The following is a 23,802-nucleotide window of genomic DNA, read 5'->3' on the forward strand; positions in this document are numbered from 1 at the left end:
GCGCTTCTCAGCGCAGCGCCGCCGCCTTGGACATAGGCCGGGCGGATCATGCCCGGCCTTTCGCGTTGCGGGCTTACATCCGGCCCTTCCACGGCACGACTTTCTTCTCGACCCAGCGCATCGCCAGATCGAAGCACCACGCGATGCCGCCGATCAGGAAGATGCCCACGAGCACGGTCGAGGTCTGCAGGAATTGGCTGGCCGAAAGGACCATGTAGCCAAGCCCCATCGTCGCGGCGACCATCTCGGCGGCGACCAGCGTCGTCCAGCCGAAGCCCACACCGATGCGCATCGCTGTCAGGATTTCCGGCAGCGCCGAGGGCAGCACCACCTCGCGCAGCACCTGCGCGCGGCTCGCGCCCAGCGAATAGGCGGCATGGATCTGCTCGATCGCGACCGAGCGGACGCCTGCGCGCGCACCGAGCGCCACCGGGGCCAGCACCGACAGGAAGATCAACAGCACTTTCGAGGTCTCGCCGATGCCGAACCAGATGATCATAAGCGGCAGATAGGCCAGCGGCGGGATCGGGCGGTAGAACTCGAGGAAGGGATCGAACAGCCCGCGCATCACCGGGCTCATCCCCATCGCGAGGCCCAGCGGAATTCCGATGATACAGGCCAGCGCGAAGGCGGCGAAGACGCGGCCTGCGGAGACGAGGATATGCTCCCACAGCGGCACGCCGGTGAAGCCGGTCGAGATCAGCCCGAAGAGCTTCTGCACGACCGCCACGGGCGAGGGCAGGAACAGCGGTGCGATCAGCCCGGAGGCGGTCACGATCTGCCACAGGCCCAGCACCACAAGAACGGCCACGACCGAGATCTTGATCGTGTTGCCTTCGCCCGGCACGCCATAGGTCTGGCCGGGTTTCGTGGGCGCTTGGCGGAAGATGCGTTTGATCATCGGGGCGGGGCGGCTGTCATCTTGGATATCCATGGTCATGCGGCCTTCTCCTCGTCTGCGAAGATGATGCCGAGAATGGTCTCGCGCATCGCGATGAATTCGGGGGATGCCTTCACGTCGCGGGCGCTCTCGCCTGCGAGGAACCGGCGCGAGAAGGGCAGGTCGAAGCGGTGCGTGATCCGGCCCGGACGGGGCGACATCACGATCAGCTTGGAGCCCATGAAGAGCGCCTCTTCGACCGAGTGGGTGATCAGGAACACCGACTTGCCCTGCGCTTCCCAGATTTTCAGGATCAGTTCCTGCGCGCGTTCGCGGGTCAGCGCATCGAGCGCGCCGAGCGGTTCGTCCATCAGCAGGATGCGCGGATCGGCGGTCAGCGCCCGGCCGATGCCCACGCGCTGCTGCATCCCGCCCGAGAGCATGTAGACGGGGCTGTCCTCGAACCCCTCAAGGCCCAGCACGGTCAGGAATTCGCGGGCGACCTTGTAGCGTTTCTCCTTGGCGACGCCCTGCAGTTTCAGCCCGAAGGCGAGGTTGTCGAGCACGTTCATCCACGGCATCAGCGCGTGTTTTTGGAACACCACGGCGCGGTCCTGGCCGGGGCCGGTGACGGGGGCGCCGTCGAGTTTGATCTGGCCCGAACTGGGCGCGAGGAAGCCCGCGATCAGGTTCAGGAGCGTCGATTTCCCGCAACCCGAGGCGCCGAGGGCGACCACGAATTCGCCCGGCTCGATGGTCAGCTCGACATTGCGAAGGGCTTCGACCGGCTCGGATTTGTCACGGGCGGGGTAGAGTACGGAGGCGCGGCGGATTTCAAGCATCTGGGCTTCCTTTCCGGGGCGGAGCTGGGGAATGGGAAACGCCCGGCCAGAGGGCTGGCCGGGCGCTGGGCGTGTCGTTACTCGCCCATCGCGTCTTGCAGCGGCTTGAGCGTGATGAACTGCGAGTAGTCATCCGCGACGGTGTCGATCCGGCCCGCTTCCTTCAGGAATTCGGCGGTCGATTTGATCGCGGGGGCCATCGCACCACCCAGCCAGTCGGAGCCGACCTGATCGGCGGGCTTGAGGAAGGTGTAGCCACCGAGGATGCCCGGAACCTGTGCTGCGTCCGCGCCGGTATTCGTGGCGATCTCTTTCACCTCGTCGCTGTCGGCGGTCCAGGCGTCCTTGTTGTCGATATAGGCGGCGTCGGCCTCGGCGGTGACCTTCACGAAGCCTGCGACGGCTTCCGGGTTTTCCTCGGCCCACTGGCTGTTGACGACCCAGCCGTCAAAGGTCGGGTAGCCCCATTTCGCGGTCTCATCCGCGCCCATGATGCGGGTGCCCGATTTCAGCAGCTGCGACTGAACCGGATCCCAGATCCAGGCGGCGTCGATGGCGTTCTGCTCCCACGCGGCCGCGATCTGGTCGGGCGACATCGACAGGATGGTCAGGTCGCTTTCCGAGATGCCCTCATGCTTGAGCGCGCCGGTGAGCGAGAAATGCGCGGTCGAGCCGACCGGCACGGCCACGCGCTTGCCCTTGAGGTCGGCCAGCGACGAGATGCCCGAGCCTTCATGCGCGATCAGGCTCTCGGCCTGACCGATCACGTCGCCGATCATGAACAGCTTGATCGGAACGCCCTGGCTGGCGGCGATCGCGAAGGGCGAGGAGCCGAGCGCTGCGAGCTTCACGTCGCCCGAAGCCATCGCGGCGATCACGTCGGTGCCCGAGGCGAATTTGCGCCACTCGACATCGTAGCCCATCGCCTTTGCATAGTCCTCGGTCTTCACCTTGGTCATCATCGGGATCGGCGTCCCGAAATTGCCGATGATCAGCGTTTCTGCCGAGGCCACCGTGGCCATCGGCAGCAGGCCGATCAGCGCGAGCGTCGCGTAACGGGCGGTTTTCTTGAACATGTCTATCCTCGTCTGTTGGTTGAGCGGGCCGTTTGCGGCCTCTTTCGGGGAGGGGCCGGGGCGGTTGCCCGCCCGGGCCAGTGTTGATCCGTGTCAGGCGCTGAGCTTGGCCAGCGCGCGGTCGATCGTCTCGGTGATCCGGGTGATCTCGGACGGGCCGACAATCAGCGCGGGGCTCAGGCACAGCGTGTTGTTGAAGCCTTTGAACGAGCGCGAGGTCTTGCCGATGATGACGCCTTCCGCGTCGCAGGCACCGACCACACTTTCGACGAGCTTCTCGTCGAGCGGCTCTTTCGTGGCGCGATCCGCGACCAGTTCGAGCCCGCAGAACAGGCCCTTGCCGCGCACATCGCCCACGACGGCGTGCTTGTCCTTCAGTTCCATCAGGCGGTCCATCAGCAGATCGCCCATCGCGTTGGTATTCGCGAGCAGGTTCTCGTCCTCGATGATGCGCATGTTCTCCAGCGCCGCCGCCGGGCCCGCCGTGCAGCCGCCGAAGGTCGAGATATCGCGGAAATAGCTCATCGGATCGTCGGGGTCGGAGCGGAACTTCTCGAACACGTCCTCAGTCGTGATCAGGCACGAAATCGCGGCATAGCCCGAGGCCAGACCCTTCGCGGTGGTCACGAAATCGGGCTTGATGCCGTAATGCTGGTAGCCGAACCATTCGCCGGTGCGGCCCATGCCACAGACGACCTCGTCCATATGGATCAGGATGTCGTATTTGGTGCAGATTTCCTGAACCCGCTCCCAATAGCCCGCGGGCGGGGTGATGACGCCGCCGCCTGCCGTGATCGGCTCGAGGCAGATCGCGCCCACCGTGTCGGGGCCTTCGCGCAGGATGACCTCTTCGATCGCGTTCGCGGCGCGCAGGCCGTAATCCGCGTCATCCCATTGCGCGCGATATTCGAGGCAATGCGGCACGGCGACGAACCCGTCGGGGAAGGGGCCATACTGGTCGCGGCGCTGTTCCTGACCGCAGGCCGCCATCGCGCCCAGCGAGGTGCCGTGATAGTCGCGCTCGCGGTAGAGGATCTTCCACTTCTTGCCGCCGTGATGCTTGTGCGCGATCTGGCGGACCATCTTGAAGGCTTTCTCATTCGCCTCGGAGCCCGAGTTGGCGAAGAAGACGCGGCTCAGGCCCGGCGTCTTTTCGACCAGACGGGCGGCGAACTGCGCCGCCGGGATCGTGCCCGCCGAGCCTGCGAAATAGTTCATCTTCAGAAGCTGGTCGCGCACGGCATTGGCGATGCTCTCGCGGCCATAGCCGACATTGACCGTCCACACGCCGCCCGAGACCGCATCGAGATAGTCGCGACCATTCTGGTCCCAGACCGTCATGCCCTTGCCCTCGACAAGAATGCGCGGATCGCGGTGGTCCAGGGCTGCGTGCTGGAACAGGTGGTGCCAGACATGGGCGCGGTCGGCTTCGACCGTGGCGCTGATATCGTTGAACTGACCGTCCATCGGGGTTTCCCTTTCCTTTGGGTTCGGCGCCAATCAAGCATTGCGGCAGCGCAGCATGTGAGGGCCAGAGCGCCAATTCCGATGGGGCCAGATTTCGGCGTCGATGTATTTCGGGCAGAGGTTTTAAGCCCTGAGCTGGGCAAATGACCGGAAATTGGGCGATTGCCGAAGATCGGGCGGCGTCTGGACCGCTCGACCTTGCTCTTCGATGGGGCCAGAGCGCAGATGCGAGGGCAATTCAAAGGAGCCAGATCATGGATCGCTTGCCCGTCTCCATCGACCGTAACAGCCCCGAGCCGCTGCAAAGCCAGCTGCGTCAGGCGCTGATCGCGGCGATTCACGCGGGCAAGATGGCGCCGGGGCAGAAGGTGCTGTCCTCGCGCGCGCTGGCCGAGAAGCTGGGCATCGCGCGCAACACCGCCACCGCAGTCTATGACGAGTTGGTCGCGCGCGGCTATCTCGAGGCGCAGCCGCGCCGCGGGCTCTTCGTCGCCACCCGCGGACAGGGAAAGGGCCAGAGCGTCGCAGGCGCTTCCGTCGTCGATTGGCAGGCCCGCATCGGCGTCACCCCATCGAAACTCAACCATATCCGCAAGCCGCTGAACTGGCAGGACTATCCCTATCCGTTCATCTTCGGGCAGGTCGATCCGCGGCTGTTCCCGCTCAACGCGTGGCGCAATTCCTCGCGCGATACATTGGGGCGGGCCTCGCTCGACTGGTGGGCGGCGGATCGCGCGGTCGATGACGATCCGATGCTGATCGAACAGATCCGGACCCGCATCCTGCCCGAGCGCGGCATCTATGCGCGGCCCGAGGAGATCCTGATTACGCTCGGCGCGCAGGAGGGGTTCTACCTGCTCGCGCAGCTTCTGGCGGGGGCGGGCAAGCGCGTGGGCTGCGAGATGCCGGGCTACCCGGATTCGCGCTTCATCTTCGAGATGTCCGGCGCGCAGAGCGTGCCGCTGCCGATCGACGAGAAAGGTGCGCGGATCGCTTCGGGGCAGGGGCTCGATCTGGCACTTCTGACGCCCGGCGCGCATTGCCCCTCGATGGTGATGATGCCGGGGCCGCGCCGCGACGAGATCCTCGCGCGGGCTTCGCAGGACGATTTCCTGATCATCGAGGACGACTACGAGGGCGAGGTCGCCTTCGCCCGCGAACCGGCGCTGAAATCGCGCGACCGGGACGGGCGGGTGATCTATCTCGGCACGCTGTCGAAGACGCTCGCGCCGGGGGTGCGCCTGGGCTTTCTGGTGGCCCCCGAGCCGCTGGTGAAAGAGGCGCGCTGGCTGCGGCGGCTGGTACATCGCTCGGTCCCGCTCAACAACCAGCGCACGGCGGCGATCTTTCTGGCCGAGGGGCATTACCTGTCGCTGCTGCGCAAGCTGCGCGCGGCCCATGCAGACCGTTGGTATCGCGTGATGGAGCATCTGCCCGATCTGCTGCCCGGCTTCCGCGCGCCCGACCCGTGTCATGGCGGCTCATCTGTCTGGCTGGAACTGCCCGAGGGCGTCAACGGGCGCGAGCTGATCGCAGCGGCGGGGGCGGAGGGCATCTTGCTGGAAAATGGCGATCCTTTCGTGGCCCCGGAACAGGCGGGGCGTTTCATCCGGCTCGGCCTGTCGCTGATCCAGACCGAAGCCATCGTGCCGGGGATGCGCCTCTTGGGCGAGATCGCGGCGCGGCTGGCGCAAGAGGGCGTCTCTGGCCCCAACGAAAATGCCGCTCTGGACCAATCGGGCGCGCAGGCGGCGAGCTAGGGCGAGGGAACGACCCTGACGGAGCCGATGATGTTCGACGCCACGACCCTCTATGTGATCCTCGCCGTGGCCTATGCGGCGGTGCTGCGCGGCATGGCGGGGTTCGGTTTCGCGATTGCCGCCGTGCCGATCCTGTCGCTGTTCATCCCGCCTCTGGAGGCGGTCGCGATGGCGGTGCTGTTGCAGGTGGTCGTGGGGCTGCACGATCTGGTCAAGCTGCGCGGCGCGGTGCATCGGCCCTCGCTGCTGCGGCTCTGTGCGGGGTCACTGATCGGGACGCCGCTGGGGATCTGGGCGCTCAGCGCGCTCAGCCCCGATGCAGCGCGGATGGCGATTGCAGTGCTGGTGCTGGGCGGGCTCGCGATGCTGCTGCGCTACAAGCCCGCCGCCCCGCAGCCGCATTCGGGGCTGGCGCTGCTGGCGGGTGTGGCCTCGGGGGCGTTTTCGGGTCTGGCCGCGATGCCCGGGCCGCCGGCTGTGGTCTATTATCTCGGCGCAGGTACGCCGCCTGCGCAGACGCGGGCCTCATTGCTGCTGTTCTTCTTCGTGGCTTCGGTGATCGCGGTGCCGGGGCTGTGGCTCGCAGGTGCGATTGACGGAGAGGTGCTCTGGCTCACCGCGATTTCCGTGCCGCCGATGGCGCTGGGCACCTGGGCGGGCACGGCGGCTTTCGCGCGGCTCGATCATGCGCAGTACCGCAAGATCGCGATCGGGGTGATGGCGATCTCGGCGGTGCTGGCAGGGTGGCGGGGCCTCTCGGTCTATCTGTGATCGGCCCCGCGTAACTTCAGTCGCGGTGGATCTGGAACGGCGCCCAGCTCTGGCTCACCGGCATGATCTCGATCGAATTGATATTCACATGCGGCGGAAGCGCAGCCACCCAGTAGATGCTCTCGGCGATATCCTCGGGCTGCAACGGATCGGCCCCGGCATAGAGCTTGTCATAGGCTGCCTTGTCGCCCCCGGTGCGCACGAGGGTGAATTCGCTCTCCGACAGGCCCGGCTCGATCGAGGTCACGCGCACGCCGGTGCCCGACAGGTCCGAGCGCAGCCCGAGCGAGAACTGCTGCACGAAGGCTTTCGTCCCGCCATAGACATTGCCGCCCGGATAGGGCCAGTTCGCCGCGATCGAGGCGAGGTTCACGATCAACCCCCGGCGCGCAATCAGCCGATCCAGCGTGAGCCGCGTCATCACTGCGAGCCCGGTGATATTGGTGTCGATCATCGCGCGCCAGTCATCCAGATCGCAGTCCTGCGCAGGGGCGGTGCCGCGCGCGAGGCCCGCATTGTTGATCAGCGCGTCGATCTGCGCGAAGCCTTCGGGCAGGCTGTCGAGCGCTGCACGCGTCGCCGACTCGTCGCGGATGTCGAAACACAGGGGATGCGCGACCTCCGGACCGCCGAGCGCCTCGACCAGCGCGTCGAGCCGTTCCTGACGGCGCCCGGTCACGATGACCTTCCAGCCCTCATGGGCGAAACGGCGGGCGATGGCGTCGCCGAACCCTGCGGTGGCTCCGGTGATGAGGGCGGTTTTGGTCATGAAGGGGCCTTCCTGTCTTGCTGCCTGTCGGGCCGCGCATCTCGGCGCGGCGGTCGCGGCCAGTCTGTCTTCGTGGTCTGCCGGTGCGACAGGGCCAGTCGGGGATTTCCCATGGGGCCAGTCCTGCGCGCCCGCGCACCGCTTGCCGCGGCACGATAGGGGCAGGGGGGCGGAACTGCAATTTCACGGGCGCGTGATTGCGACTATATGATCCGCGTGGTGCGGTCGGTTCTCGGGCTGCGGGGGCGCCCAACGGATCGAAGCGCGTTGAGTCTTTGTGCTATCCTGACGTTCGGGACGGCGCGCAATTGGCGTCTCGCGGATCGGATATGGAAAGGTAGCAAACTCGCATGGCTCTTTGGGTTCTGGCCATCGTCGCTATCGGGCTGCTCGGTCTGTTCGCAAGGCGGCGTCTCGACCTGCGGGCAGACGGGGCCGAGATGGCGCGCCTGAGTGCATTTCAGCCCACCGATCCGCCGCGCTTCTCCGCCGATATGGTCGCCGATCTCCCCGAGCCCGCGCGCCGATTTTTCACCTTCGCCATTGCGGAAGGAACGCCGCTCTACACCGTCGCCCGGCTGGAGATGCAGGGGCAGTTCGGCATGGGCGACAAATCCGCCCCCGGCTACATGCCGATGCGCGCCACGCAGGTGCTCGCCGCGCCGCAAGGCTTCGTCTGGGCGATGTCGGGCGGGACCGGCGGGATGCGTCTCAGCGGCTCCGACAGCGCCAAATGGACCCGGTTCTGGATCGCGGGGCTCGCCCCCGTGGCCCGGTTCGGCGGTAGCGCGGATCACAAACGCTCCGCCTTCGGGCGCTACGTGGCCGAGGCGGTGTTCTGGACGCCCGCCGCCGTGCTGCCGGGCCCGAATGTGACGTGGGAGCCGATCTCGACGAACATCGCCCGGATGACGATGCGCCATAACGGGCTGGAGCAGGCGGTCGACCTCACCGTCGCCGAGGATGGCCGCCCCGAGCAGGTCCGCTTCCTGCGCTGGAGCAATGCGAACCCGCAAAAGCGCCACCGGCTTCAGCCCTTCGGCGGCTATCTCTCGGAGTTTCGCGAGGTCGAGGGCTTCCGTTTGCCGACCCATGTGGAGGCGGGGAACAACTTCGAGACGGAGGCCTATTTCCCGTTCTACATCGCCGATGTCACCGAGATCCGCTTTCCCAGGTGACTGCGCCTACCCGTGCTTCATGGTCGCTCTTCACCGGGGATCACTTCCGTCACGGCGCCTTCACGCGTGAACATCATGTCACGCTTCCACCAGACGACGATCGCGGCGACGCCCACCAGAATCCATGTGTCCCAAGGCTGCGCATCCGGCCAGAACGGGTTGATGAGCTGCCAGTGGAACAGCATCGGCAACAGAAGGCTGCCGCGCGTCGCGTTGAAGATCGGCGTGACCAGAACCGCGAGGGTGATATTGCCGATGAAGAAGGGCAGGAAGCTCCATTGCGCGAAAACCACCCCCGCGAGGTAGAAGGCGGGCAAGTGCCAGACGCCCCAGATCGCGCCGATCAGCACGCCCGCCCAGAATGGGGCCAGATGACGCTGCAACAGCGGTTGCGCGACGCCGCGCCAGCCGAACTCTTCGATCGGGCCGAGAAGCAGCATCATGAACATCACGCTGACCATCGCGCCCACGCCCTCGGGCGGCATCGGCGCAAGCAGGGGGCCGCCCTTGATCAGCGAGCCCGCCATGAAGACGAGCGGGATCACGAGCAGGATGAAGCCCCACCACGGCTCGGGACAGCGCCAGATCAGAAGCCGCGACAGAAACCTGCGCAAACCGCCAATCCCGGCGGAGGCCAAGACCACCGTGAAAGCCGCGATGGCCGGGGCCCAGGTGGCCAGAAAGAAGAGCGGGTGGGAACCGCTGATCTGGCCGAACCGCGCGGCCATGGCGTCAGGCCAGAAGATGTAGCTACCGATCACGCCCCAGGTGATCGCGAAGGTCAGCGCGAGGAAGGCGAGCAGGGCGCGCGCCGTGGATTTCGGGGTACGGTATTCGCGCGCGACAGACATTGGGTTGGCCTTGGAGCGTGACGTCAGGAAGCGCGTCACCGTCGCCGCTTTTCGCGCGGATTTCCTTGTTCTGGGTCAACCAGATCGACCCTCGAACACCCGCGTCAGGCTAAGGGGCCATGAACCGCCGCCGCGCCTCCACCGCGATGTTGTAGCGCTGTTCCAGATCGGCGATCAGCGCCATCGCGACGCGCTTGGCATCGTCGCCCTCGGCCTCCCGGTAGCTCTCTTTGGCGGCCTCCAGCAGCTTCTTGAGCTTGAACTCCTCGGGCAGCGCGCCGGCTTCGGCCATGATGCGCGACGCCACGGCCGTCGCCATATCGGTGAACGCCTCGCCCGAGCGATCCGGGAGCGGCTTGCCCTCGCCGGAAAGCCCGCTCAACTGGCCCTCCGCGAGGGCCTTCTGGATTTGCCGCTCGACGAGGCGGTTCAAGGATTGGGTCATGCGACGGTCCTGCCTGTTCCGGCGCCGCGCGAGAAGCGCGGCACTGCCGCGAGCATAGCGCGCTTAGAGCGATGCGAACACTCAGAGTTCTGTGCGAACCCTGTGAAAGACGGCGCGCGGGTTCAGGCCGGTCGCGCGAATTGCGGCAGCACCCAAAGCCCGTCCGGGGCCGCCGCGCCCACCTGCAACTCGCATCCATAGGTGCGACTGAGGACCGGCCCGCGCATCACCGCCTCGGGCGGCCCATGCGCCTCGATCCGGCCTTCGCGCATCAGCACCATCTCGTCGGCCAGCTGCGCCGAGAGGTTGAGGTCATGCATCACCGCGACCACGCCGCCGCCCGCATCGGCGAAGCGGCGCAGGATCGCCATCACTTCGAGCTGATGCGCGATATCGAGGCTCGCGACCGGCTCGTCGACCAGAAGCCAGCGCGGCCCCGCGTGACTGACCGGTTGCCAGACCTGCGCCCGCACCCGCGCCAGATGCGCGCGGGCCTGCTGGCCGCCCGAAAGCGACTGGATCGCGCGATGGGCGAGATCGCTCAGCCCGACCTCGGCCAAAGCGGCGGACACGATTTCGGGGTGATCCGCCTCGATCCCGGCATGCAGCCCCATCCCCACGACCTCGGCCACGGTGAAGGGAAAGGCGACGCTGTTCGATTGCTCCAGCACGGCGCGCAGCGCGGCCAGCCGCCAGGCGGGCGTCTTCGCGATCTCATGACCTTGCAGCGTGATCCGCCCGCGATAGGGCAGCGCCCCGGAGGCCGCTTGCACCAGCGTGGATTTGCCCGAGCCGTTCGGGCCGAGGATCACCGTCACCGCGCCGGGTTTGGCGCTCAGCGAGAGGCCCTGCAACACGTCGCTACGCCCTCGCGCGACATGCAGATCAGAAATCTCGAGCATGTTCAGACGCCTCCCAGTCCTTGACGGCGGATCAGGATCCACAGGAAGACCGGCGCGCCCAGAATGGCGGTGACGATCCCGATGGGCAGTTCCGCGGGCGCGACCACCAGCCGCGCGATCAGATCGGCGAGCACGAGAAGCGCCGCGCCGAGGAGGGCCGCATCCACCAGCAGCGTCTTGTGATCCGGTCCGCCCGCGATGCGCAGCAGATGCGGCACCACGATGCCCACGAAACCGATCCCGCCCGCCATCGCGACAGCCGCCCCCGCCAGCGCCGCGACGCCGATCACCGCGCGATGCTTGAGCCGCTCTATATCGTGGCCCATATGCGCCGCCGTTGCCTCGCCCAGTGCCAGCGCGTTTAGCCCGCGCGCAAGCCGCGGGGTCAGGATCAGCGCGGGCCCGATCAGCAGCCCGCCCACGAGCAGCTTCATGTCGCTCGCGCTTGCCAGCGACCCCATGCCCCAGAAGGTCAGATCGCGCAGCTGCGTGTCATCGGCGAGGTAGGTCAGGATGCCGGTGAGCGCGCCCGCCAGCGCGGCCAGCGCGATCCCGGCCAGAAGCAGCGTCGCGATCGAGACCTGACCGCCCCGGCTCGCAACCCGGTAGAGCAGCAGTGTGGCACTCCAGGCCCCGCCGAAGGCTGCGACCGGCACCAGCCATGTGCCGAAAAAGGCGGCGATGGCGGCGGGGAGGAAGCCGCTCAGCACGATCATCGCAACGGCCCCGAAGCCCGCGCCTGCGCCGACACCGATGATGCCGGGATCGGCGAGCGGGTTGCGAAACAGCCCCTGCATCACCGCGCCCGCCACCGCGAGCGCCGCCCCGACCATCAGCCCCATCACCAGCCGCGGCAGCCTAATATCGAGCAGCACGACGCGGTCGCGGGTCGAGATCTCCGCGCCGGTCAGCCACTGTCCCAGAACCTGCGGCAGCGAGACCCCCGCCGCCCCGGTCCCGAGCGACAGGGCCGCCGCGATCACCAGCAGCGCGATCAGACCGAGCCGCAGCGGCGCGCAGGGGCTGCGCATGGCGTCGGGCAGGGCGAGGGAGGTCATCGCCATCGCCTCAGCCCTCCGCCTCGGGATAAAGCGCTGCATGCAGAGCTTGCGCGGCCTGCGGCGTGCGCGGCCCGAAGCCCAGTAGCAGCATCCCGTCCATCGCGACCAGCGCGCCGCTTCGGGCCGCGCGGGTCTGCCCCAGCGCGGGGTGGGCGAGGATGTCGCGCTTTGTCACCGCCATCTCGCCCTCGCGATCCATCGTCAGGATCACATCCGGATCGGCGGCAAGGATCGCCTCGTCGGTGACGGGCTTGTATCCGGCGAACCCTGTCGCGGCATTCACCCCGCCCGCAAGCTCGATGATCGCCTCCGCCGAGGAGCCTTCGCCCCCCGCCATCACGCGGCCATTCTGCAGAGACAGCACGAAGAGCACCCGCTTCGGCGTGGCGACAGCGCCCGCCAATTTGCGCACCGCGTCCATTTCGGCGTCGAAACTGGCGGTGAGCCGTTCGGCTGCCTCCTCGCGACCAAGCGCAGCGCCGACCACCGCGATCTTCTCGCGCACGCCTTGCACGCTCGGATCGCCCGGCAGCGCGACGAAATCGACGCCCGCCGCCTTCAGCGTCTCGACCGCTTCGGGCGGGCCTGCCGTGGCTTCGGCGAGGATCAGGTCGGGATCGAGCGCCAGCACTCCCTCGGCCGAGAGCGCGCGGACATAGCCCACATCGGGCAGCTCGGTGATGCGCTCGGGATATTGCGAGGTGGTGTCGCGCGCGACGAGTCGATCCTCCGCGCCAAGGGCCACGACGATCTCGGTCACGGCCCCGCCGAGCGAGATCACGCGGGCGGGCTCCGCCAGTGCGGGGCCTGCGGTGAGAAGGGCTGCGATCAGGGCAAGACGCTTCATGCCTGACCCTCCAGATGCGGCAATGCGCGGATCGTCGCGTTGAACGCCTCGACGCCGCCATCCTTGCGCGAGGCGAAGATCTGCGTGATCAGCGCGCCGTGCCTGTCGAAGGCCTCAAGGCTGAGCGCGGGGCCGTTCTTCGTCGGCTTGTCGACCAGCCAGACCTCAGCGATGTGATCGCCGCGCAGATGCAGGTTGAAGCGCAGGTCGAGCACGTTGATCCACGGGCCCATCGGCTTCACCGTCTCGATCGTGCCGCCGTGGATTTCGATGCAGCCCGCATTGCCGACGAAGATCATCAGCGGCGTCCGGTCGGCGGCGCAGCGGGTCAGCAACGCCTCGACCGCGCTGGGCGACATCTCGGTGGCATAGGGCGCGCCCGCGATCCGGTAGGCGCCGAGCCGGTTCATCTTAAGCTTCGAGACCAGACGCAGGAACTGATGCGTGTCGGTCAGCTTGTCCCATTCCGCGCGCAGGGTCTCGGCCTTCTCGGGCAGCGATTTCGCGGCCTCGACCGTCGCACGCGGCGCAAGGTCGAGCTGATCAGACTGTTCGGGCAGGCGCAGCGCCGCGACGAGCGCGTGGAAGGCCGCCACGTCGCTCTCGGGTTTCAGATGCACCTTGTGGATCGCATCGCCCGCCCGGTCGAACACCTGGATCGAGCGTTTCTCACCATCCTCCAGCGCGAAAGCATGGGCCCAGTGCTGCGCGAAGAGACGCAGGTCGATCTCCTTGCCGAGCACCATCTGCGCATGCGCGCCCGAGTGATACTCTTCGTAAGTGCCGCGCCGTTCGATCACGCAGCTCTCGTTGCGGGTCAGCGCCATCACGTCTCCAAGCGCGGTCAGGCGCGGCATGATCGCATCGGGATGGGCTTCGATCGCGGTGGCGGTCGTGCCGATCTGGGCGGCGACCAGTTCGGCCTCCGCGATGCCATGCTGCGAGGCGAAATCGCGCGCGCGCATCTCGGGGCGTTCGGCGCGGAGCGCGCGGATACCTTCGGGGGAAAGCTGTTGGGGCAGGGTGCCGTCTGCGGGCATGGGGGAGTCCTCTCGTCGTTTTCGCAAGGAGCGCGAATCTGGCGAGAGGGCGAAGCCTCGAGCTGGGCGCGGATGGGGTCAAATATATCTCAGGAATATACTTGACTAGTTTTGTCGGATTCTCTAGCTGGTCACATCATCGAGATCAAGACAGTTTCTGCGCTGCCAGCGTCACGCCAGCCCCATGCAGACCACAAAGGGGACACTCATGGCTACGACGCCTCGCGCCGCGCGGATGCGGCTTTTCACGACAGTTACCAGCCTCGCGCTGATCGCCGCCGCAGGTCCGGCACTCGCACAGGAAAGCGGGACCGATGACGGCTACACGATGCTGGGCCGCCTGATCTATGGCTGGGGTACGCCGAAAGTGGCGATCGACACGCCGCAGGCGGTGACGGTGATCGACCAGCAGGACCTCGACGAGGAACAGCCCCGCACGATGGGCGATCTCTTTGCCGACGTGCCGGGCGTGCAGGCGGCGGGCGCCTCGGCGCGGATGCTGGGGCAGGCCTTCAACATCCGCGGTATCGGCAATGCCGAGCAGACCGGCAGCCAGAACCGCATCATCATCACCGTCGACGGCGCGGTGAAATTCTTCGAGCAATATCGCACCGGTTCCTTCTTCGGCGATCCCGAGCTTTACAAGCGCGTCGAAGTGCTGCGCGGCCCGGCCTCGTCCACGATGTATGGCTCGGGCGCGATCGGCGGCGTGGTGAATTTCACCACCAAGGACGCCACCGATTTCATCCCCGAGGGGCAGACCGGCGCGGTGCGGCTCAAGGGCGCGTATGACAGCAATGGCGACGGCAAGATCGGCACGCTGACCTATGCCCAGAAGCTGGGCGAGGATGCGGATATGCTGTTCAGCTATTCGCAAGGCTCGTCGGATGACATGGAAGACGGTGCAGGCGAAACGATCCCGGCCACCGCAGGCGATCGCTGGTCGGCGCTGCTGAAGTCGAACTACTATTTCGGCGAGAACCGCGATCAGCGCCTGACGTTTTCCGCCTCGCGCACCGATAGCGACCTGAAGGATGCGGCCGTCGCGCAGACCGGCGGGGCGCTCGCCTCGGCATTCGGCACCTCGGATCTGCATGCGATCGACGACACGCTCAGCCTGACCTACGCTAATGAAGGCGTGGGCAACCCGTGGGTCGATCTCGAAGCGCAGCTGAGCTACTCGAAAACCTCGACGGAGCGCGACAATTTCTCGCTCGGGATGATGTGTTCGCCGGGCCGTTTCTCAGTGCTCTGCCCGAATACGGCGAGCTACGAGACCACCGCGCTCAAGCTGGAGAACACCGTAGAGATGTCGCGCGGCGCGTGGGAGAATTACCTCACCTTCGGCACGCAGCTCTCGCATCAGAACCGCTACGCGAATTCCTCGGTGGGCGAACCCGCCTTCCACCCCGGCGGCACCGAGGACAAGCTGGGCCTCTATGTGCAGGGCGAATTCGTCTGGAACGACAAGCTGACGATCACGCCGGGCCTGCGCGTGGACCGGGCGTGGCTCTCGCCCGATGCGGCGGCGGCAGCGCAAGGCGGCACCGATCAGGACGGCACGGCGGTCTCGCCGAAGATCGCGGCGCTTTATCAGTTCAACGACACCTGGGGCGTCTTCGGCTCGCTCGCGCGGACCGAACGGATGCCGACGTTGGACGAGCTCTATCAGACCGACGGGATCGGGGCGGCGGGTCGCACCGCGAGCCTCAATCTCGACAAGGAGAAAGCCACCACGGTCGAGCTGGGCGTGACCTATCAGACCTCGGGCCTGCTGTCGGAGGGCGACAGCCTTTCCGCGAAAGCCACGCTGTTCCACAACGATCTGACCGATCTGATCGCGGCCAACCCCTCCGGCTCGGTCGGCGTGCCCTATTTCCGCAACGTCGATTCCGCGAAAATCTGGGGCGGCGAGATCGAGGCGTCTTACGAGGCCGATCGCTGGTTCGGCCAGCTCGCCTATTCAAAGGTGAAATCCAAGGACGAGGCGACGGGCCAAACCCTGACCGACACGCCCGCCGAGAATATCGCGCTGACGCTGGGGGCGAAATTCCCCGATCAGGGTGTGCGCGCGGGCTGGCGCGTGCAGGGCTTCAGCGGGATCGAGACGGCGTCCGCCTCCACCTCCGCGCCGGGCTACGCCACGCATGATCTCTTCGTCAGCTGGAAACCCGAACGGCTCGCCGGGATCGAGGTGAACCTCACGGTCGAGAACGTCTTCGACCGCGAGTATCGCAACAACCTCTCGCTCGACAACGCGCCGGGCCGGAACGTGAAACTCGCCGTCGCGAAAGCCTTCACATGGTGAGGGCGGCGCTTCTGACACTGCTTTGCGCGTGCCTCCCTCATGGCATTTCCGCGCAGGGCGCGCCCCGGCTCAGCTTGACGCTGGCCGGGGCAACCGAGGCCGAGGACGCCTGCCGGTTGAGTTTTCTCGCCGAGAACGGGCTGGGGCGCGATCTCGGCGCGCTGGTGGTGGAGGCGGTGATCTTCACCCGCGCGGGCGCGGTCGAGCGGTTGTTGCTCCTCGATTTCCGCGACTTGCCCGCGGGCAAGCCCCGCGTGCGGCAATTCGATCTGGCCGGGCTGCGCTGCGAGGCGCTTGGCCAGATCCTGATCAATGGCGTCGAGACCTGCGAGGGCGGGGACGAAGCGGCCTGCGCGGACGCTCTGGAAACCGGCTCGCGCGTCGACGGAACGGAGGTGACGGGATGATCTCTCTTGCGGCAATCCAACAGGGTTTGAACGATTTCGTCGCGCTGGGCGGCTGGGTCGTGGCGCTGCTGCTATGTGTCTCAGTGATCGCCGGGGCGGCGGTGCTGTGGAAGCTCTGGCACCTGATGAGCTTGCGGATCGGTGCTCACGCGCGGTTGGAGACCGCGCTCGACCTGTGGCAGGCGGGCCAGCGCGGGGCGGCGCGCCAGAGCCTTGCGCAAGCCCGTGGCCCTCTGGCCGAGCTGACCCGCCGCGCGATGGCTGCGTCTGAGCCGCAGGCGCTGCGGCCCCGCCTGCAGACGGAGACCGAAATCCAAGCCGCCCGCAGCGAGGCCGGGATGCGGCTGCTGGACGCCATCGCGCAGACTGCGCCGCTGCTGGGCCTGTTCGGCACGGTTCTGGGGATGATCGAAGCCTTCCAGACCTTGCAGAGCGCAGGCGCTTCGGTCGATCCGGCGCAGCTTGCGGGCGGCATCTGGGTGGCGCTTCTGACCACCGCGCTCGGCCTCGGGATCGCGATGCCGGTCTCGCTGTTTCTCTCCTTCGTCGAGAGCCGCATCGCCCGCGAAAGCCAGACTGCCGCGCTGATGATCGAGGCGCTCTGCGGCCCGGCGCTGCCCGAGGGCGCACCTGCCCGGGCCGAACTCAATCGCGCTGTGCAAACCGCCGGGGAATGACATGCGCAAGCCGCTTCGCCGCCGCAGCCTGTCGATGACCTCGCTGATCGACGTGATCTTCCTGCTGCTGATGTTCTTCATGCTGGCCTCGAGCTTTTCACGCATGACCGAACTGCCGATCGCGGCGCGCGGGGCAGGGGGCGCGGCTGCGCCCGAGAGCAAGCTGGCCTTCCTTAAGCTCGGACCCGAGCGGATCAGCCTGAACGGCAATGCGGTGGACTTGGGCGCGCTGGAGGCGGCCCTGCGAGTCGATTTCGGACAGTCCCCGCCGCGCCTGCTGGTCAGCCTCGATCCTGACACGTCGAGCCAGCGGCTCGCCGATCTGCTGGTGAGGCTGCGCGCGGTGCCGGGGCTGCAAGCGGAGGTGCTGGGATGAGCGCCCGTTTCACCCGCCGCCGGAGCGAGCCGATCCTGACCCTGATCAACGTGGTCTTCCTGCTGCTGGCCTTCTTTCTCGTGGCCGGCACGCTCGCCGCGCGCCCGCCCGCCGACCTGCAACTGCTCGCATTGCCGGAAGGCGCTCGCGCGCCCGAGCCGGGCCGGGTGGCGCTGAGCGCGCAGGGCGACATTCTCTGGCCCGAGGGCGTCGCGGATGCGTCCGCCTTCATCGCGCAGCTTCCGCCCGAGGCAGGCGGCGTGGCCCGTATCCTGCCCGATCGCGCGGCGCCCGCGCCCGCGCTCGTGGCGCTGGCCCGCGATCTCAGCGCGGCCGGGGCGCAGGGCATCCGCCTCGTGGCCGAACGGGGAGAGGCGCCATGACCCGGGGCGCGCTCATCGCCTGCGCGGCGCTTGCGGTCTCGGCCGGGCTGCACGCGCTGGGACTGGCGCAGACGCCTGTCGCCGCACCGGACCTGCCGCCCGCAGGCGGGCAGGCCGCGCAGGAGGCCCCGCTTCTGGGCAATGATTTCGCCGATCTCGCGGCAGGACGCGCGACGCCGGTTGTGCCGGAGCGCGCCGAACCGATTGCCCGCAAGGTCACGCGCCCGGTGCAGCCGGAGACGCCCACCACACCAGATGCGGCAAGCCCGTCCGCGCCCACAGCGCCGGACCGCCTCGCCGCCGTCACCCCCACGCCCGAGACTCTGCGCGCCGAGAGCGCGCTCGCCCCGCAGCAAAGCCAGCGCCCCGAGGCGCGCCCCGAACGCCCCGCGCCGCAGCAGGTCGCCAAGCCCAGCAAACTGGCCCACAGCGAAGCGAGGCCCACACCCCCAAGCAACGCGGGAAATGCCGCCCGCGATGCCCGGCGCGGCACCTCGCAAGGCGTGGCCAAGGCGCGCAACACCGCCGATAAAGGCCAGCCCGCCAAGGCCCCCAGCGCGGCCCGGTCCGGTCAATCGCCCCGGCAATACGCGGCCTCGGTCATCCGCAAGATCCAGTCCACGCCGAAGCGACGCGGGCAGGGCCGGGGGCGCGCCGTGGTCGGCTTCGTGATCTCAGCAAACGGGCGCCTGAGTACGGTGCGCATCCTGCGCGGCTCCGGCTCCTCGGGCCTCGACGCGGCGGCGCTCGACCATGTCCGCCGGGCCGCGCCGTTCCCGCCGCCTCCGAAGCCGGGAATGAAGTTCTCCTTCGAATTCGTCGCCCGCGGTTAAGGCTCCGACCCTCAAACGACCCGGAAGGCAACTCGCACAGGTCAGGCAGAACCGGATTCATCCGGTAAAACAGAGCTTTGCACGGCGTTCTTGCCAGCGCTTGAATTCCGTATCGCGTGGTCGCATTCTCGACGACGAAGGGTGGAAAACCATGTCGGAGACACTGTCGGCACTGGGCGGAATCGGGTTGTTCCTGCTCGGCATGAAGATAATGACCGAGGCGCTGCGCGAAGCGGCAGGCGCGAACCTGCGCCGCCTGCTGGCACGGTTCACCACCACGCCGCTCAAAGGCGTCGCGAGCGGTTTGGTCACGACGGCAGTGATCCAGTCTTCCTCAGCGACCACGGTGATGACGGTCGGCTTCGTCGGCGCGGGGCTTCTGAGCTTCACGCAGGCGCTCGGCGTGATCTACGGCGCCAATATCGGCACCACCGTCACCGGCTGGATCGTGTCGCTGGTCGGCTTCAAGCTAAAGCTGGGCGCGGTAGCGATGGGGCTTTTGTTCTTCGCGAGCTTGACGCTGTTTCTCTCGCATGGCCGGGCGGCGCGCATCGGGCGCGTGCTTGCGGGGTTCTGCCTGCTCTTCATCGGGCTCGACATGATGCAGCAGGGCATGTCGGGGGCCGCGGACTGGATCACGGTGGAGCGCATCCCCGGTACCGGAGTGGGCGGCTTGCTCGCGATGGCGGCGCTGGGGCTGGGGGTCACGGTGGTGATGCAATCCTCCTCGGCGGCCATCGCGGTGGTTCTGGTGCTGGTCAGCAACGGCGCGCTGCCGCTGATACAGGCGGCGGCAGCGGTGATCGGGATGAACCTCGGCACGACCTTCACCGCCCTGATCGCCGCCTTCGGGGGATCGCGGGCGATGCAGCAGACCGCAATCGCGAACCTGCTGTTCAATTGCGGGACGATGGTGATCGCCTTTCCGCTGCTGCAGCTAATCGCGGGGCCTCTGGAAGCGCTGGCCGCGCGCACCGGTGTGGATACCGCGCTGGTGCTGTTTCACACCGGCTTCAACCTGCTGGGGACGCTGGTCTTTCTGCCCGTCACACGCCAATTCGCGACGCTCGTCGCGAAGCTGCGCCCCGATCTGGGCGGGCGCGCACCGCCCGAGTTGGACCGCCACCTGCTGAGCGACGAGGGCGCGGCGATGCAATCGGCCCATGCGATGGTGATCTGGGCCGCGCGCGAGGTCTTCTCGGCCTATTCGCTGGCCATCGGCCCTGCGCGCGATCTGCGGCGGATGTCGGCACTGGGCCCGCGGGTCGGGATCGCGCTCGATGAGCTGAAGGATTACATGGCGCAGATTTCGGTCCCGCGCGACAAGCCCACCGAGGCCGCCGCCTTTGCGGCCCTCATGCATCAGGCCGACCATCTGATGCGGCTGGTGGAGCAGGCCGAACATCGCGGCTATATCGCGATCCTGCTGCGCGGCAAGATCACGCCGCGGCCCGCGCAATGGTTCGCCGCCTGCCTGTCGCCCGAACGTCCGCTCGATCTGCCGCAGATCGGGGCGCGGATGGGGCTGATGGCCGATCCGGTCGCCCATCGCTTCGCGCGGCACCGGCGCGGGCTTCTGCTGGGCGAGCATGTCGGGCTTTATACGATGCAGGAGACGTTTCAGGCGACCGATGCGATGCGCTGGTTCACGCGGATCATGCACAACGTCCAACGCGTCGGGGAATATGAGCGCGAGGTGCGCAGCAATCTGGACCATGAGGCCGTCTCCGCCCCCGAGGCCGCGCCGCCGCCTGTCGCCGAGCTCGCCTGATGATATCCGTAAGCCGGCCGAGCCGTCCGCTCATGCGGCATGGGTCGCGCGCATCCCACCGTGCCCCCGTCAATTACCCACGGAGGGTCCGTCTAGGGGCTTTGGGGCATCCCGAAGTGGATGACGTGTCGACCTGCCATCCAAAAATTAGATCCACAACGTTCGTCGAGAATAGCCATATGCAGATCGAGCACGTGGTCCCGCGCTTTCTCCGCTGCAGTCAGCCAGGTCGAATAGGTAGAAACCCAGTAATCGACGTGACGAAGCGCAGGCTCGCGCTCCACGAGGGGAGAGGAGCACCTTCACAAATTCCGGGAAGAGCATCAGGATCGCCGTCTCGATGCCGCATGTCGGGCGATTGCTTCAACCTGCACCGCCCGGCGTGAACGCTGCCCGGGCGCCAGTCTCGGCCGGTTAAATGACCCGGGGCTGCTCAGCCAAGCGTTACCCCCGAGCGCGAGGGGCCAGCCAGCGGGAAGCAGTCTCAGCCCGCGGATCGGACGGCGTCGAGAATTCGGTTCTCCGCGTCTCTCAGGCCGCGTTGGGGCGATTTCCCGTTGAAGACGATGTCGTGGATTTCTTCCCCGAGCGTGCGTTCGATCAGGTTGAATTCCGGCACCGGCGGGCGCGCCCAGGTCACCAGCTCGTTCTTGCGCGCCATCCGGTCGACCATGCTGACGATGGGCGAGGAGGCCAGCGCCTCCGGGTCGGCGCAGACCGAGAAGCGCGGAGCCACGGGGAAGCCGTTCTTCACGTGCTCCTTCATCGCTTCGGGCGAGACCATCCAAGCAATCGCGTCGATAATCTGCTTCTGCCGCGCGGGTTCGACATAGGCGGGGATCGTCAGAAGGAAGCCGCCGATAGGGGCCGACACGCGACGCATCCGGCGCGACGGTGGGGGGAGATAGGCAACACGCCGGGCAACGCGGGAGCTCAGCTCATGCTCGAAGCGCGCCGCGCGCATCGTCCAGCAATAGGCAAGCGCGGTCTGACCCGACATGAAGTAGTGGATCCGCCGCTCCCAATCCATCGTCGCGATGTCGGGGGGAGAAACCTCGACGAGCTGCTTCATGTATTCGATCACTTCGAGCGCATCCTCGGTATCGATCTGAAGCTTCAGCTTCTCGAACGTGTCGAAGCTCCAGCTCTCCTGATTGCGCAGCGGCATGTCGATGACCGTAGTCCGGCAGGCTGCGAGGAAGAACATGAAGGAGTTCGCGATCGGCATGCCACGCTGACCGTTCCACGCGATGCCGTAGAAGTCGTCCTGCGGGTTATGGAATTCCCGCGCGGCGGCGATCGTCTCGTCGAAGGTCTTTGGATAGGCGAGGCCGCGGCTCTCGAACAGATCCTTGCGGGCCGCGAGAATCTCGATCGTGCAATAGAGCGGGATGCCGTATTGCGTCCCCTTCCAGTTGCCGGTCCCCCAGACCGAGGGATGGAAATCCAACGCGTTGATCGCGGCATCCGAGATGAGATCGTCCAGCGGGGCGAGCTCCCCACGCTCCGCGAATTCCCCAAGCCACGGCATGTTCATCGCGACGACGTCATAGCGCGGCGACATTTCCGAAAGGGTGCGCCGCGTGTTGGCATAAAGGTCTGGCAGACGCTGAAGATCGAAGCTGCTGCGCTTGCCGAAATCGTTGCGGAAATCCGACCACATGTTGCGCATGGCGATGAAGTAGTTGTCGTCGTTCAGCAGGAACTTGATATCGCCAAGGTTGATCGAGGAGATGTCCTCGCCGCGCACGGGGGAGATGATCTGCGAGGCGAAATAGCTGCCACCGAAATAGTATTCGCTGGTCTCCATCCCGCGCCGCAAACCGAAGGTCTTCGCCAGATGCCCCTTCACGTAGGTGGCGTAGTCCATGAAAGTGTTGAGCAGGGTGTCGGAAGGTTCGAGGAAATGCGTCTTCAGGCCGTTGCCGCGCGGCACCTGCCGGATCAGGCCATCCTCGATCATCTTCAGGATCATGCGGTTGCCGGTGCTGTAGGGCACATCGGCGAGGCTGATCAGGCCCGACTTGTCGATCGGACTCACACGCAGATGCGCGTCGACCAGTTCGAGCGTGATGTTGAAATACACGTCCGGCTTGCCGCCGGGCATGTTCGCGTCGAAGGGCGCACGAAGCTGCCGGAGGAAATCGACGATCCGGGACAACTCGTGACTCGTGAGTTCAGCATCCTGAGGTTGCATGGCCTCCGAATGCTGCTCCGCCAATTTCATCTTGTCGACAACTTTTCCTGCCATTTCACCAATGCGAAGAAATCTTCGTCCTGCATGCCCGCGTTCGAGGCGCTTCTATAAAGCTCGAGGATCAGGCCGGTTGTCATCAGCGGCACGCTGTTGCGTCGGGCGGCTTCGCTGATGAGCGTGAAATCCTTGATCATCTGAGACACTGTGAAAGCGGGCGTGAAGTCATCTTCGACGACCGGCTTCTGCTTATATTTGAACAGCGGCGAGGCCACTGCGCTTTCGCAAATTACATCCATCATATCGGCTCGGGTCAGGCCGCCGCTGGCGCCGATCGCCAAGGCTTCGGAGAGCACCGCGGAAGAGGCGCCGACCAGAGTGTTCAAAACGAGCTTCATGTAGCGCGCTTCTTCTCCGTTTCCGAGGAAAAATTGCCGTGCAGAGAGTTTGCGGATGTAGGGGAGCGCTTCGTCCCAGCCCGCGCGGTCTCCCGAGGCGAGCACGGTGAGCGCGGCACTCGCCGCCATGTCTGTGCTGCCGGAAAGCGGCGCTCTGACATAGTTGATTTTCTTCGCTGCGAGAACCTTCGCAACGCTTTCGGAGCATTCGGGGGAGACTGTGCTCATCTCGACCAGCGTCGCGCCCGCGGGCAAGGTGGTTGCGAGGCCGAGGTCTTCGTCATTGCCGACGACATCCAGCAAAGCCTGATCGTTCGGCAGCGTCGAGAAGACGATACCCGCATTAGCGAAGTCCGAGATAGACGTGGCCTCGGATGCGCCCACAGCGGTCAGGCGATCACGGCTCTCCTTCGCCGGATCGGACACGACGAGTTTCGCGCCGCTCTCTACGAGGTTGCGCGCCATGGGGCCGCCCATTTTGCCCACGCCGATCCAGCCAAGCGTCTGTTGCGTATCGATCTGATCCGTGTCTGCCACTTGGGTCTGGCTCATGCTGATATCTCCCA

Annotated in this window: 23 protein-coding genes; 10 read left to right on the plus strand and 13 right to left on the minus strand. The window is 66.6% G+C overall.

The genetic code is table 11. From position 1 onward, the window contains the following. Positions 1-73 precede the first annotated feature (73 nt). From BMI85_RS14575 to BMI85_RS14590, 4 genes are all read right to left on the minus strand, one after another. Positions 74-940 (minus strand): ABC transporter permease subunit, encoded by an 867-nt coding sequence (locus BMI85_RS14575; protein ID WP_232621617.1) that lies wholly within the window; start codon positions 938-940, stop codon positions 74-76. After that, a complete protein-coding gene (locus tag BMI85_RS14580) occupies positions 937-1,722 on the minus strand; it encodes a taurine ABC transporter ATP-binding protein (protein WP_078601787.1) in 786 nt (261 codons plus the stop codon). Before BMI85_RS14580 ends, BMI85_RS14575 begins: the two co-directional genes overlap by 4 nt. A 77-nt stretch (positions 1,723-1,799) precedes the next feature. Further along, positions 1,800-2,798, minus strand: coding sequence for a taurine ABC transporter substrate-binding protein (gene tauA / locus BMI85_RS14585; RefSeq protein ID WP_078601788.1), 999 nt, complete (start codon positions 2,796-2,798; stop codon positions 1,800-1,802). A gap of 93 nt (positions 2,799-2,891) precedes the next feature. Continuing rightward, positions 2,892-4,265 (minus strand): aminotransferase class III-fold pyridoxal phosphate-dependent enzyme, encoded by a 1,374-nt coding sequence (locus BMI85_RS14590; protein ID WP_078601789.1) that lies wholly within the window; start codon positions 4,263-4,265, stop codon positions 2,892-2,894. Positions 4,266-4,519: 254 nt separating this feature from the next. Between BMI85_RS14590 and BMI85_RS14595 the strand changes: the two genes are divergently transcribed. After that, positions 4,520-6,025 carry a PLP-dependent aminotransferase family protein gene (locus BMI85_RS14595; RefSeq protein ID WP_078601790.1) on the plus strand — a complete coding sequence of 502 codons (1,506 nt, stop codon included), beginning with the start codon at positions 4,520-4,522 and terminating at the stop codon, positions 6,023-6,025. A gap of 30 nt (positions 6,026-6,055) precedes the next feature. Continuing rightward, positions 6,056-6,796, plus strand: a complete 741-nt coding sequence (locus tag BMI85_RS14600; protein WP_078542767.1) for a sulfite exporter TauE/SafE family protein — start codon at positions 6,056-6,058, stop codon at positions 6,794-6,796. A gap of 16 nt (positions 6,797-6,812) precedes the next feature. Here the strand turns inward: BMI85_RS14600 and BMI85_RS14605 are convergent, their stop codons facing one another. After that, positions 6,813-7,565: an SDR family oxidoreductase gene (locus BMI85_RS14605; RefSeq protein ID WP_078601791.1), complete on the minus strand. Its 753-nt coding sequence runs from the start codon at positions 7,563-7,565 to the stop codon at positions 6,813-6,815. 350 nt (positions 7,566-7,915) lie between these two features. Between BMI85_RS14605 and BMI85_RS14610 the strand changes: the two genes are divergently transcribed. Continuing rightward, the gene (locus tag BMI85_RS14610) at positions 7,916-8,743 is read left to right on the plus strand and encodes a DUF6544 family protein (protein ID WP_078601792.1); all 828 of its coding nucleotides are present in this window, start codon (positions 7,916-7,918) and stop codon (positions 8,741-8,743) included. A gap of 17 nt (positions 8,744-8,760) precedes the next feature. Here BMI85_RS14610 and BMI85_RS14615 read toward each other — a convergent pair whose 3' ends face one another. The 6 genes from BMI85_RS14615 to BMI85_RS14640 form a co-directional block, all read right to left on the minus strand. Continuing rightward, positions 8,761-9,633 carry a CPBP family intramembrane glutamic endopeptidase gene (locus BMI85_RS14615; protein ID WP_246832568.1) on the minus strand — a complete coding sequence of 291 codons (873 nt, stop codon included), beginning with the start codon at positions 9,631-9,633 and terminating at the stop codon, positions 8,761-8,763. 70 nt (positions 9,634-9,703) lie between these two features. Beyond that, entirely contained in the window at positions 9,704-10,039 is a 336-nt protein-coding gene (locus BMI85_RS14620) for a DUF1992 domain-containing protein (protein WP_078522970.1), read from the minus strand. A 122-nt stretch (positions 10,040-10,161) separates the two neighbouring features. After that, on the minus strand, positions 10,162-10,941 hold the full coding sequence (locus BMI85_RS14625; RefSeq protein WP_078601794.1) for a heme ABC transporter ATP-binding protein: 780 nt from the start codon (positions 10,939-10,941) through the stop codon (positions 10,162-10,164). Between the two features lie 2 nt (positions 10,942-10,943). Further along, the gene (locus BMI85_RS14630) at positions 10,944-11,972 is read right to left on the minus strand and encodes an iron ABC transporter permease (protein WP_246832572.1); all 1,029 of its coding nucleotides are present in this window, start codon (positions 11,970-11,972) and stop codon (positions 10,944-10,946) included. Between the two features lie 37 nt (positions 11,973-12,009). Beyond that, a complete protein-coding gene (locus BMI85_RS14635; protein ID WP_078601796.1) occupies positions 12,010-12,849 on the minus strand; it encodes a hemin ABC transporter substrate-binding protein in 840 nt (279 codons plus the stop codon). Next, the gene (locus BMI85_RS14640; protein ID WP_143595090.1) at positions 12,846-13,889 is read right to left on the minus strand and encodes a ChuX/HutX family heme-like substrate-binding protein; all 1,044 of its coding nucleotides are present in this window, start codon (positions 13,887-13,889) and stop codon (positions 12,846-12,848) included. Before BMI85_RS14640 ends, BMI85_RS14635 begins: the two co-directional genes overlap by 4 nt. A 208-nt stretch (positions 13,890-14,097) precedes the next feature. Between BMI85_RS14640 and BMI85_RS14645 the strand changes: the two genes are divergently transcribed. The 7 genes from BMI85_RS14645 (at position 14,098) to BMI85_RS14675 (ending at position 20,644) form a co-directional block, all read left to right on the plus strand. After that, the gene (locus tag BMI85_RS14645) at positions 14,098-16,197 is read left to right on the plus strand and encodes a TonB-dependent receptor (RefSeq protein ID WP_078601797.1); all 2,100 of its coding nucleotides are present in this window, start codon (positions 14,098-14,100) and stop codon (positions 16,195-16,197) included. Then, complete coding sequence (locus BMI85_RS14650; RefSeq protein WP_078601798.1) at positions 16,191-16,604, plus strand: hypothetical protein; 414 nt, start codon at positions 16,191-16,193, stop codon at positions 16,602-16,604. The genes BMI85_RS14645 and BMI85_RS14650 overlap by 7 nt, the downstream gene beginning before the upstream one ends. Beyond that, entirely contained in the window at positions 16,601-17,281 is a 681-nt protein-coding gene (locus tag BMI85_RS14655; RefSeq protein WP_078601799.1) for a MotA/TolQ/ExbB proton channel family protein, read from the plus strand. Before BMI85_RS14650 ends, BMI85_RS14655 begins: the two co-directional genes overlap by 4 nt. Before the next feature lies 1 nt (position 17,282). Next, a complete protein-coding gene (locus BMI85_RS14660; protein WP_246832569.1) occupies positions 17,283-17,657 on the plus strand; it encodes a biopolymer transporter ExbD in 375 nt (124 codons plus the stop codon). Further along, positions 17,654-18,040 (plus strand): biopolymer transporter ExbD, encoded by a 387-nt coding sequence (locus tag BMI85_RS14665; RefSeq protein ID WP_078601800.1) that lies wholly within the window; start codon positions 17,654-17,656, stop codon positions 18,038-18,040. The genes BMI85_RS14660 and BMI85_RS14665 overlap by 4 nt, the downstream gene beginning before the upstream one ends. Next, positions 18,037-18,873: a TonB family protein gene (locus BMI85_RS14670; protein ID WP_078601801.1), complete on the plus strand. Its 837-nt coding sequence runs from the start codon at positions 18,037-18,039 to the stop codon at positions 18,871-18,873. Before BMI85_RS14665 ends, BMI85_RS14670 begins: the two co-directional genes overlap by 4 nt. A gap of 151 nt (positions 18,874-19,024) precedes the next feature. After that, positions 19,025-20,644, plus strand: a complete 1,620-nt coding sequence (locus BMI85_RS14675; RefSeq protein WP_078601802.1) for a Na/Pi symporter — start codon at positions 19,025-19,027, stop codon at positions 20,642-20,644. A gap of 484 nt (positions 20,645-21,128) precedes the next feature. Here the strand turns inward: BMI85_RS14675 and BMI85_RS14680 are convergent, their stop codons facing one another. After that, complete coding sequence (locus tag BMI85_RS14680) at positions 21,129-22,895, minus strand: extracellular solute-binding protein (RefSeq protein ID WP_078542677.1); 1,767 nt, start codon at positions 22,893-22,895, stop codon at positions 21,129-21,131. Continuing rightward, entirely contained in the window at positions 22,868-23,788 is a 921-nt protein-coding gene (locus tag BMI85_RS14685) for an NAD(P)-dependent oxidoreductase (RefSeq protein WP_078601803.1), read from the minus strand. Before BMI85_RS14685 ends, BMI85_RS14680 begins: the two co-directional genes overlap by 28 nt. Positions 23,789-23,802: the final 14 nt, after the last annotated feature.

Origin of the sequence: Thioclava sp. DLFJ4-1 (genome assembly GCF_002020145.1) — a bacterium.
Taxonomy (GTDB): domain Bacteria; phylum Pseudomonadota; class Alphaproteobacteria; order Rhodobacterales; family Rhodobacteraceae; genus Thioclava; species Thioclava sediminum.

Excerpts from the sequence above, each read along its gene's own strand:
- BMI85_RS14575 (WP_232621617.1), bottom strand. The coding sequence starts at position 940 with ATGACCATGGATATCCAAGATGACAGCCGCCCCGCCCCGATGATCAAA.
- BMI85_RS14580 (WP_078601787.1), bottom strand. The coding sequence starts at position 1,722 with ATGCTTGAAATCCGCCGCGCCTCCGTACTCTACCCCGCCCGTGACAAA.
- tauA (WP_078601788.1), bottom strand. The coding sequence starts at position 2,798 with ATGTTCAAGAAAACCGCCCGTTACGCGACGCTCGCGCTGATCGGCCTG.
- BMI85_RS14590 (WP_078601789.1), bottom strand. The coding sequence starts at position 4,265 with ATGGACGGTCAGTTCAACGATATCAGCGCCACGGTCGAAGCCGACCGC.
- BMI85_RS14595 (WP_078601790.1), top strand. The coding sequence starts at position 4,520 with ATGGATCGCTTGCCCGTCTCCATCGACCGTAACAGCCCCGAGCCGCTG.
- BMI85_RS14600 (WP_078542767.1), top strand. The coding sequence starts at position 6,056 with ATGTTCGACGCCACGACCCTCTATGTGATCCTCGCCGTGGCCTATGCG.
- BMI85_RS14605 (WP_078601791.1), bottom strand. The coding sequence starts at position 7,565 with ATGACCAAAACCGCCCTCATCACCGGAGCCACCGCAGGGTTCGGCGAC.
- BMI85_RS14610 (WP_078601792.1), top strand. The coding sequence starts at position 7,916 with ATGGCTCTTTGGGTTCTGGCCATCGTCGCTATCGGGCTGCTCGGTCTG.
- BMI85_RS14620 (WP_078522970.1), bottom strand. The coding sequence starts at position 10,039 with ATGACCCAATCCTTGAACCGCCTCGTCGAGCGGCAAATCCAGAAGGCC.
- BMI85_RS14625 (WP_078601794.1), bottom strand. The coding sequence starts at position 10,941 with ATGCTCGAGATTTCTGATCTGCATGTCGCGCGAGGGCGTAGCGACGTG.
- BMI85_RS14630 (WP_246832572.1), bottom strand. The coding sequence starts at position 11,972 with ATGCGCAGCCCCTGCGCGCCGCTGCGGCTCGGTCTGATCGCGCTGCTG.
- BMI85_RS14635 (WP_078601796.1), bottom strand. The coding sequence starts at position 12,849 with ATGAAGCGTCTTGCCCTGATCGCAGCCCTTCTCACCGCAGGCCCCGCA.
- BMI85_RS14640 (WP_143595090.1), bottom strand. The coding sequence starts at position 13,889 with ATGCCCGCAGACGGCACCCTGCCCCAACAGCTTTCCCCCGAAGGTATC.
- BMI85_RS14645 (WP_078601797.1), top strand. The coding sequence starts at position 14,098 with ATGGCTACGACGCCTCGCGCCGCGCGGATGCGGCTTTTCACGACAGTT.
- BMI85_RS14650 (WP_078601798.1), top strand. The coding sequence starts at position 16,191 with ATGGTGAGGGCGGCGCTTCTGACACTGCTTTGCGCGTGCCTCCCTCAT.
- BMI85_RS14655 (WP_078601799.1), top strand. The coding sequence starts at position 16,601 with ATGATCTCTCTTGCGGCAATCCAACAGGGTTTGAACGATTTCGTCGCG.
- BMI85_RS14660 (WP_246832569.1), top strand. The coding sequence starts at position 17,283 with ATGCGCAAGCCGCTTCGCCGCCGCAGCCTGTCGATGACCTCGCTGATC.
- BMI85_RS14665 (WP_078601800.1), top strand. The coding sequence starts at position 17,654 with ATGAGCGCCCGTTTCACCCGCCGCCGGAGCGAGCCGATCCTGACCCTG.
- BMI85_RS14670 (WP_078601801.1), top strand. The coding sequence starts at position 18,037 with ATGACCCGGGGCGCGCTCATCGCCTGCGCGGCGCTTGCGGTCTCGGCC.
- BMI85_RS14675 (WP_078601802.1), top strand. The coding sequence starts at position 19,025 with ATGTCGGAGACACTGTCGGCACTGGGCGGAATCGGGTTGTTCCTGCTC.
- BMI85_RS14680 (WP_078542677.1), bottom strand. The coding sequence starts at position 22,895 with ATGGCAGGAAAAGTTGTCGACAAGATGAAATTGGCGGAGCAGCATTCG.
- BMI85_RS14685 (WP_078601803.1), bottom strand. The coding sequence starts at position 23,788 with ATGAGCCAGACCCAAGTGGCAGACACGGATCAGATCGATACGCAACAG.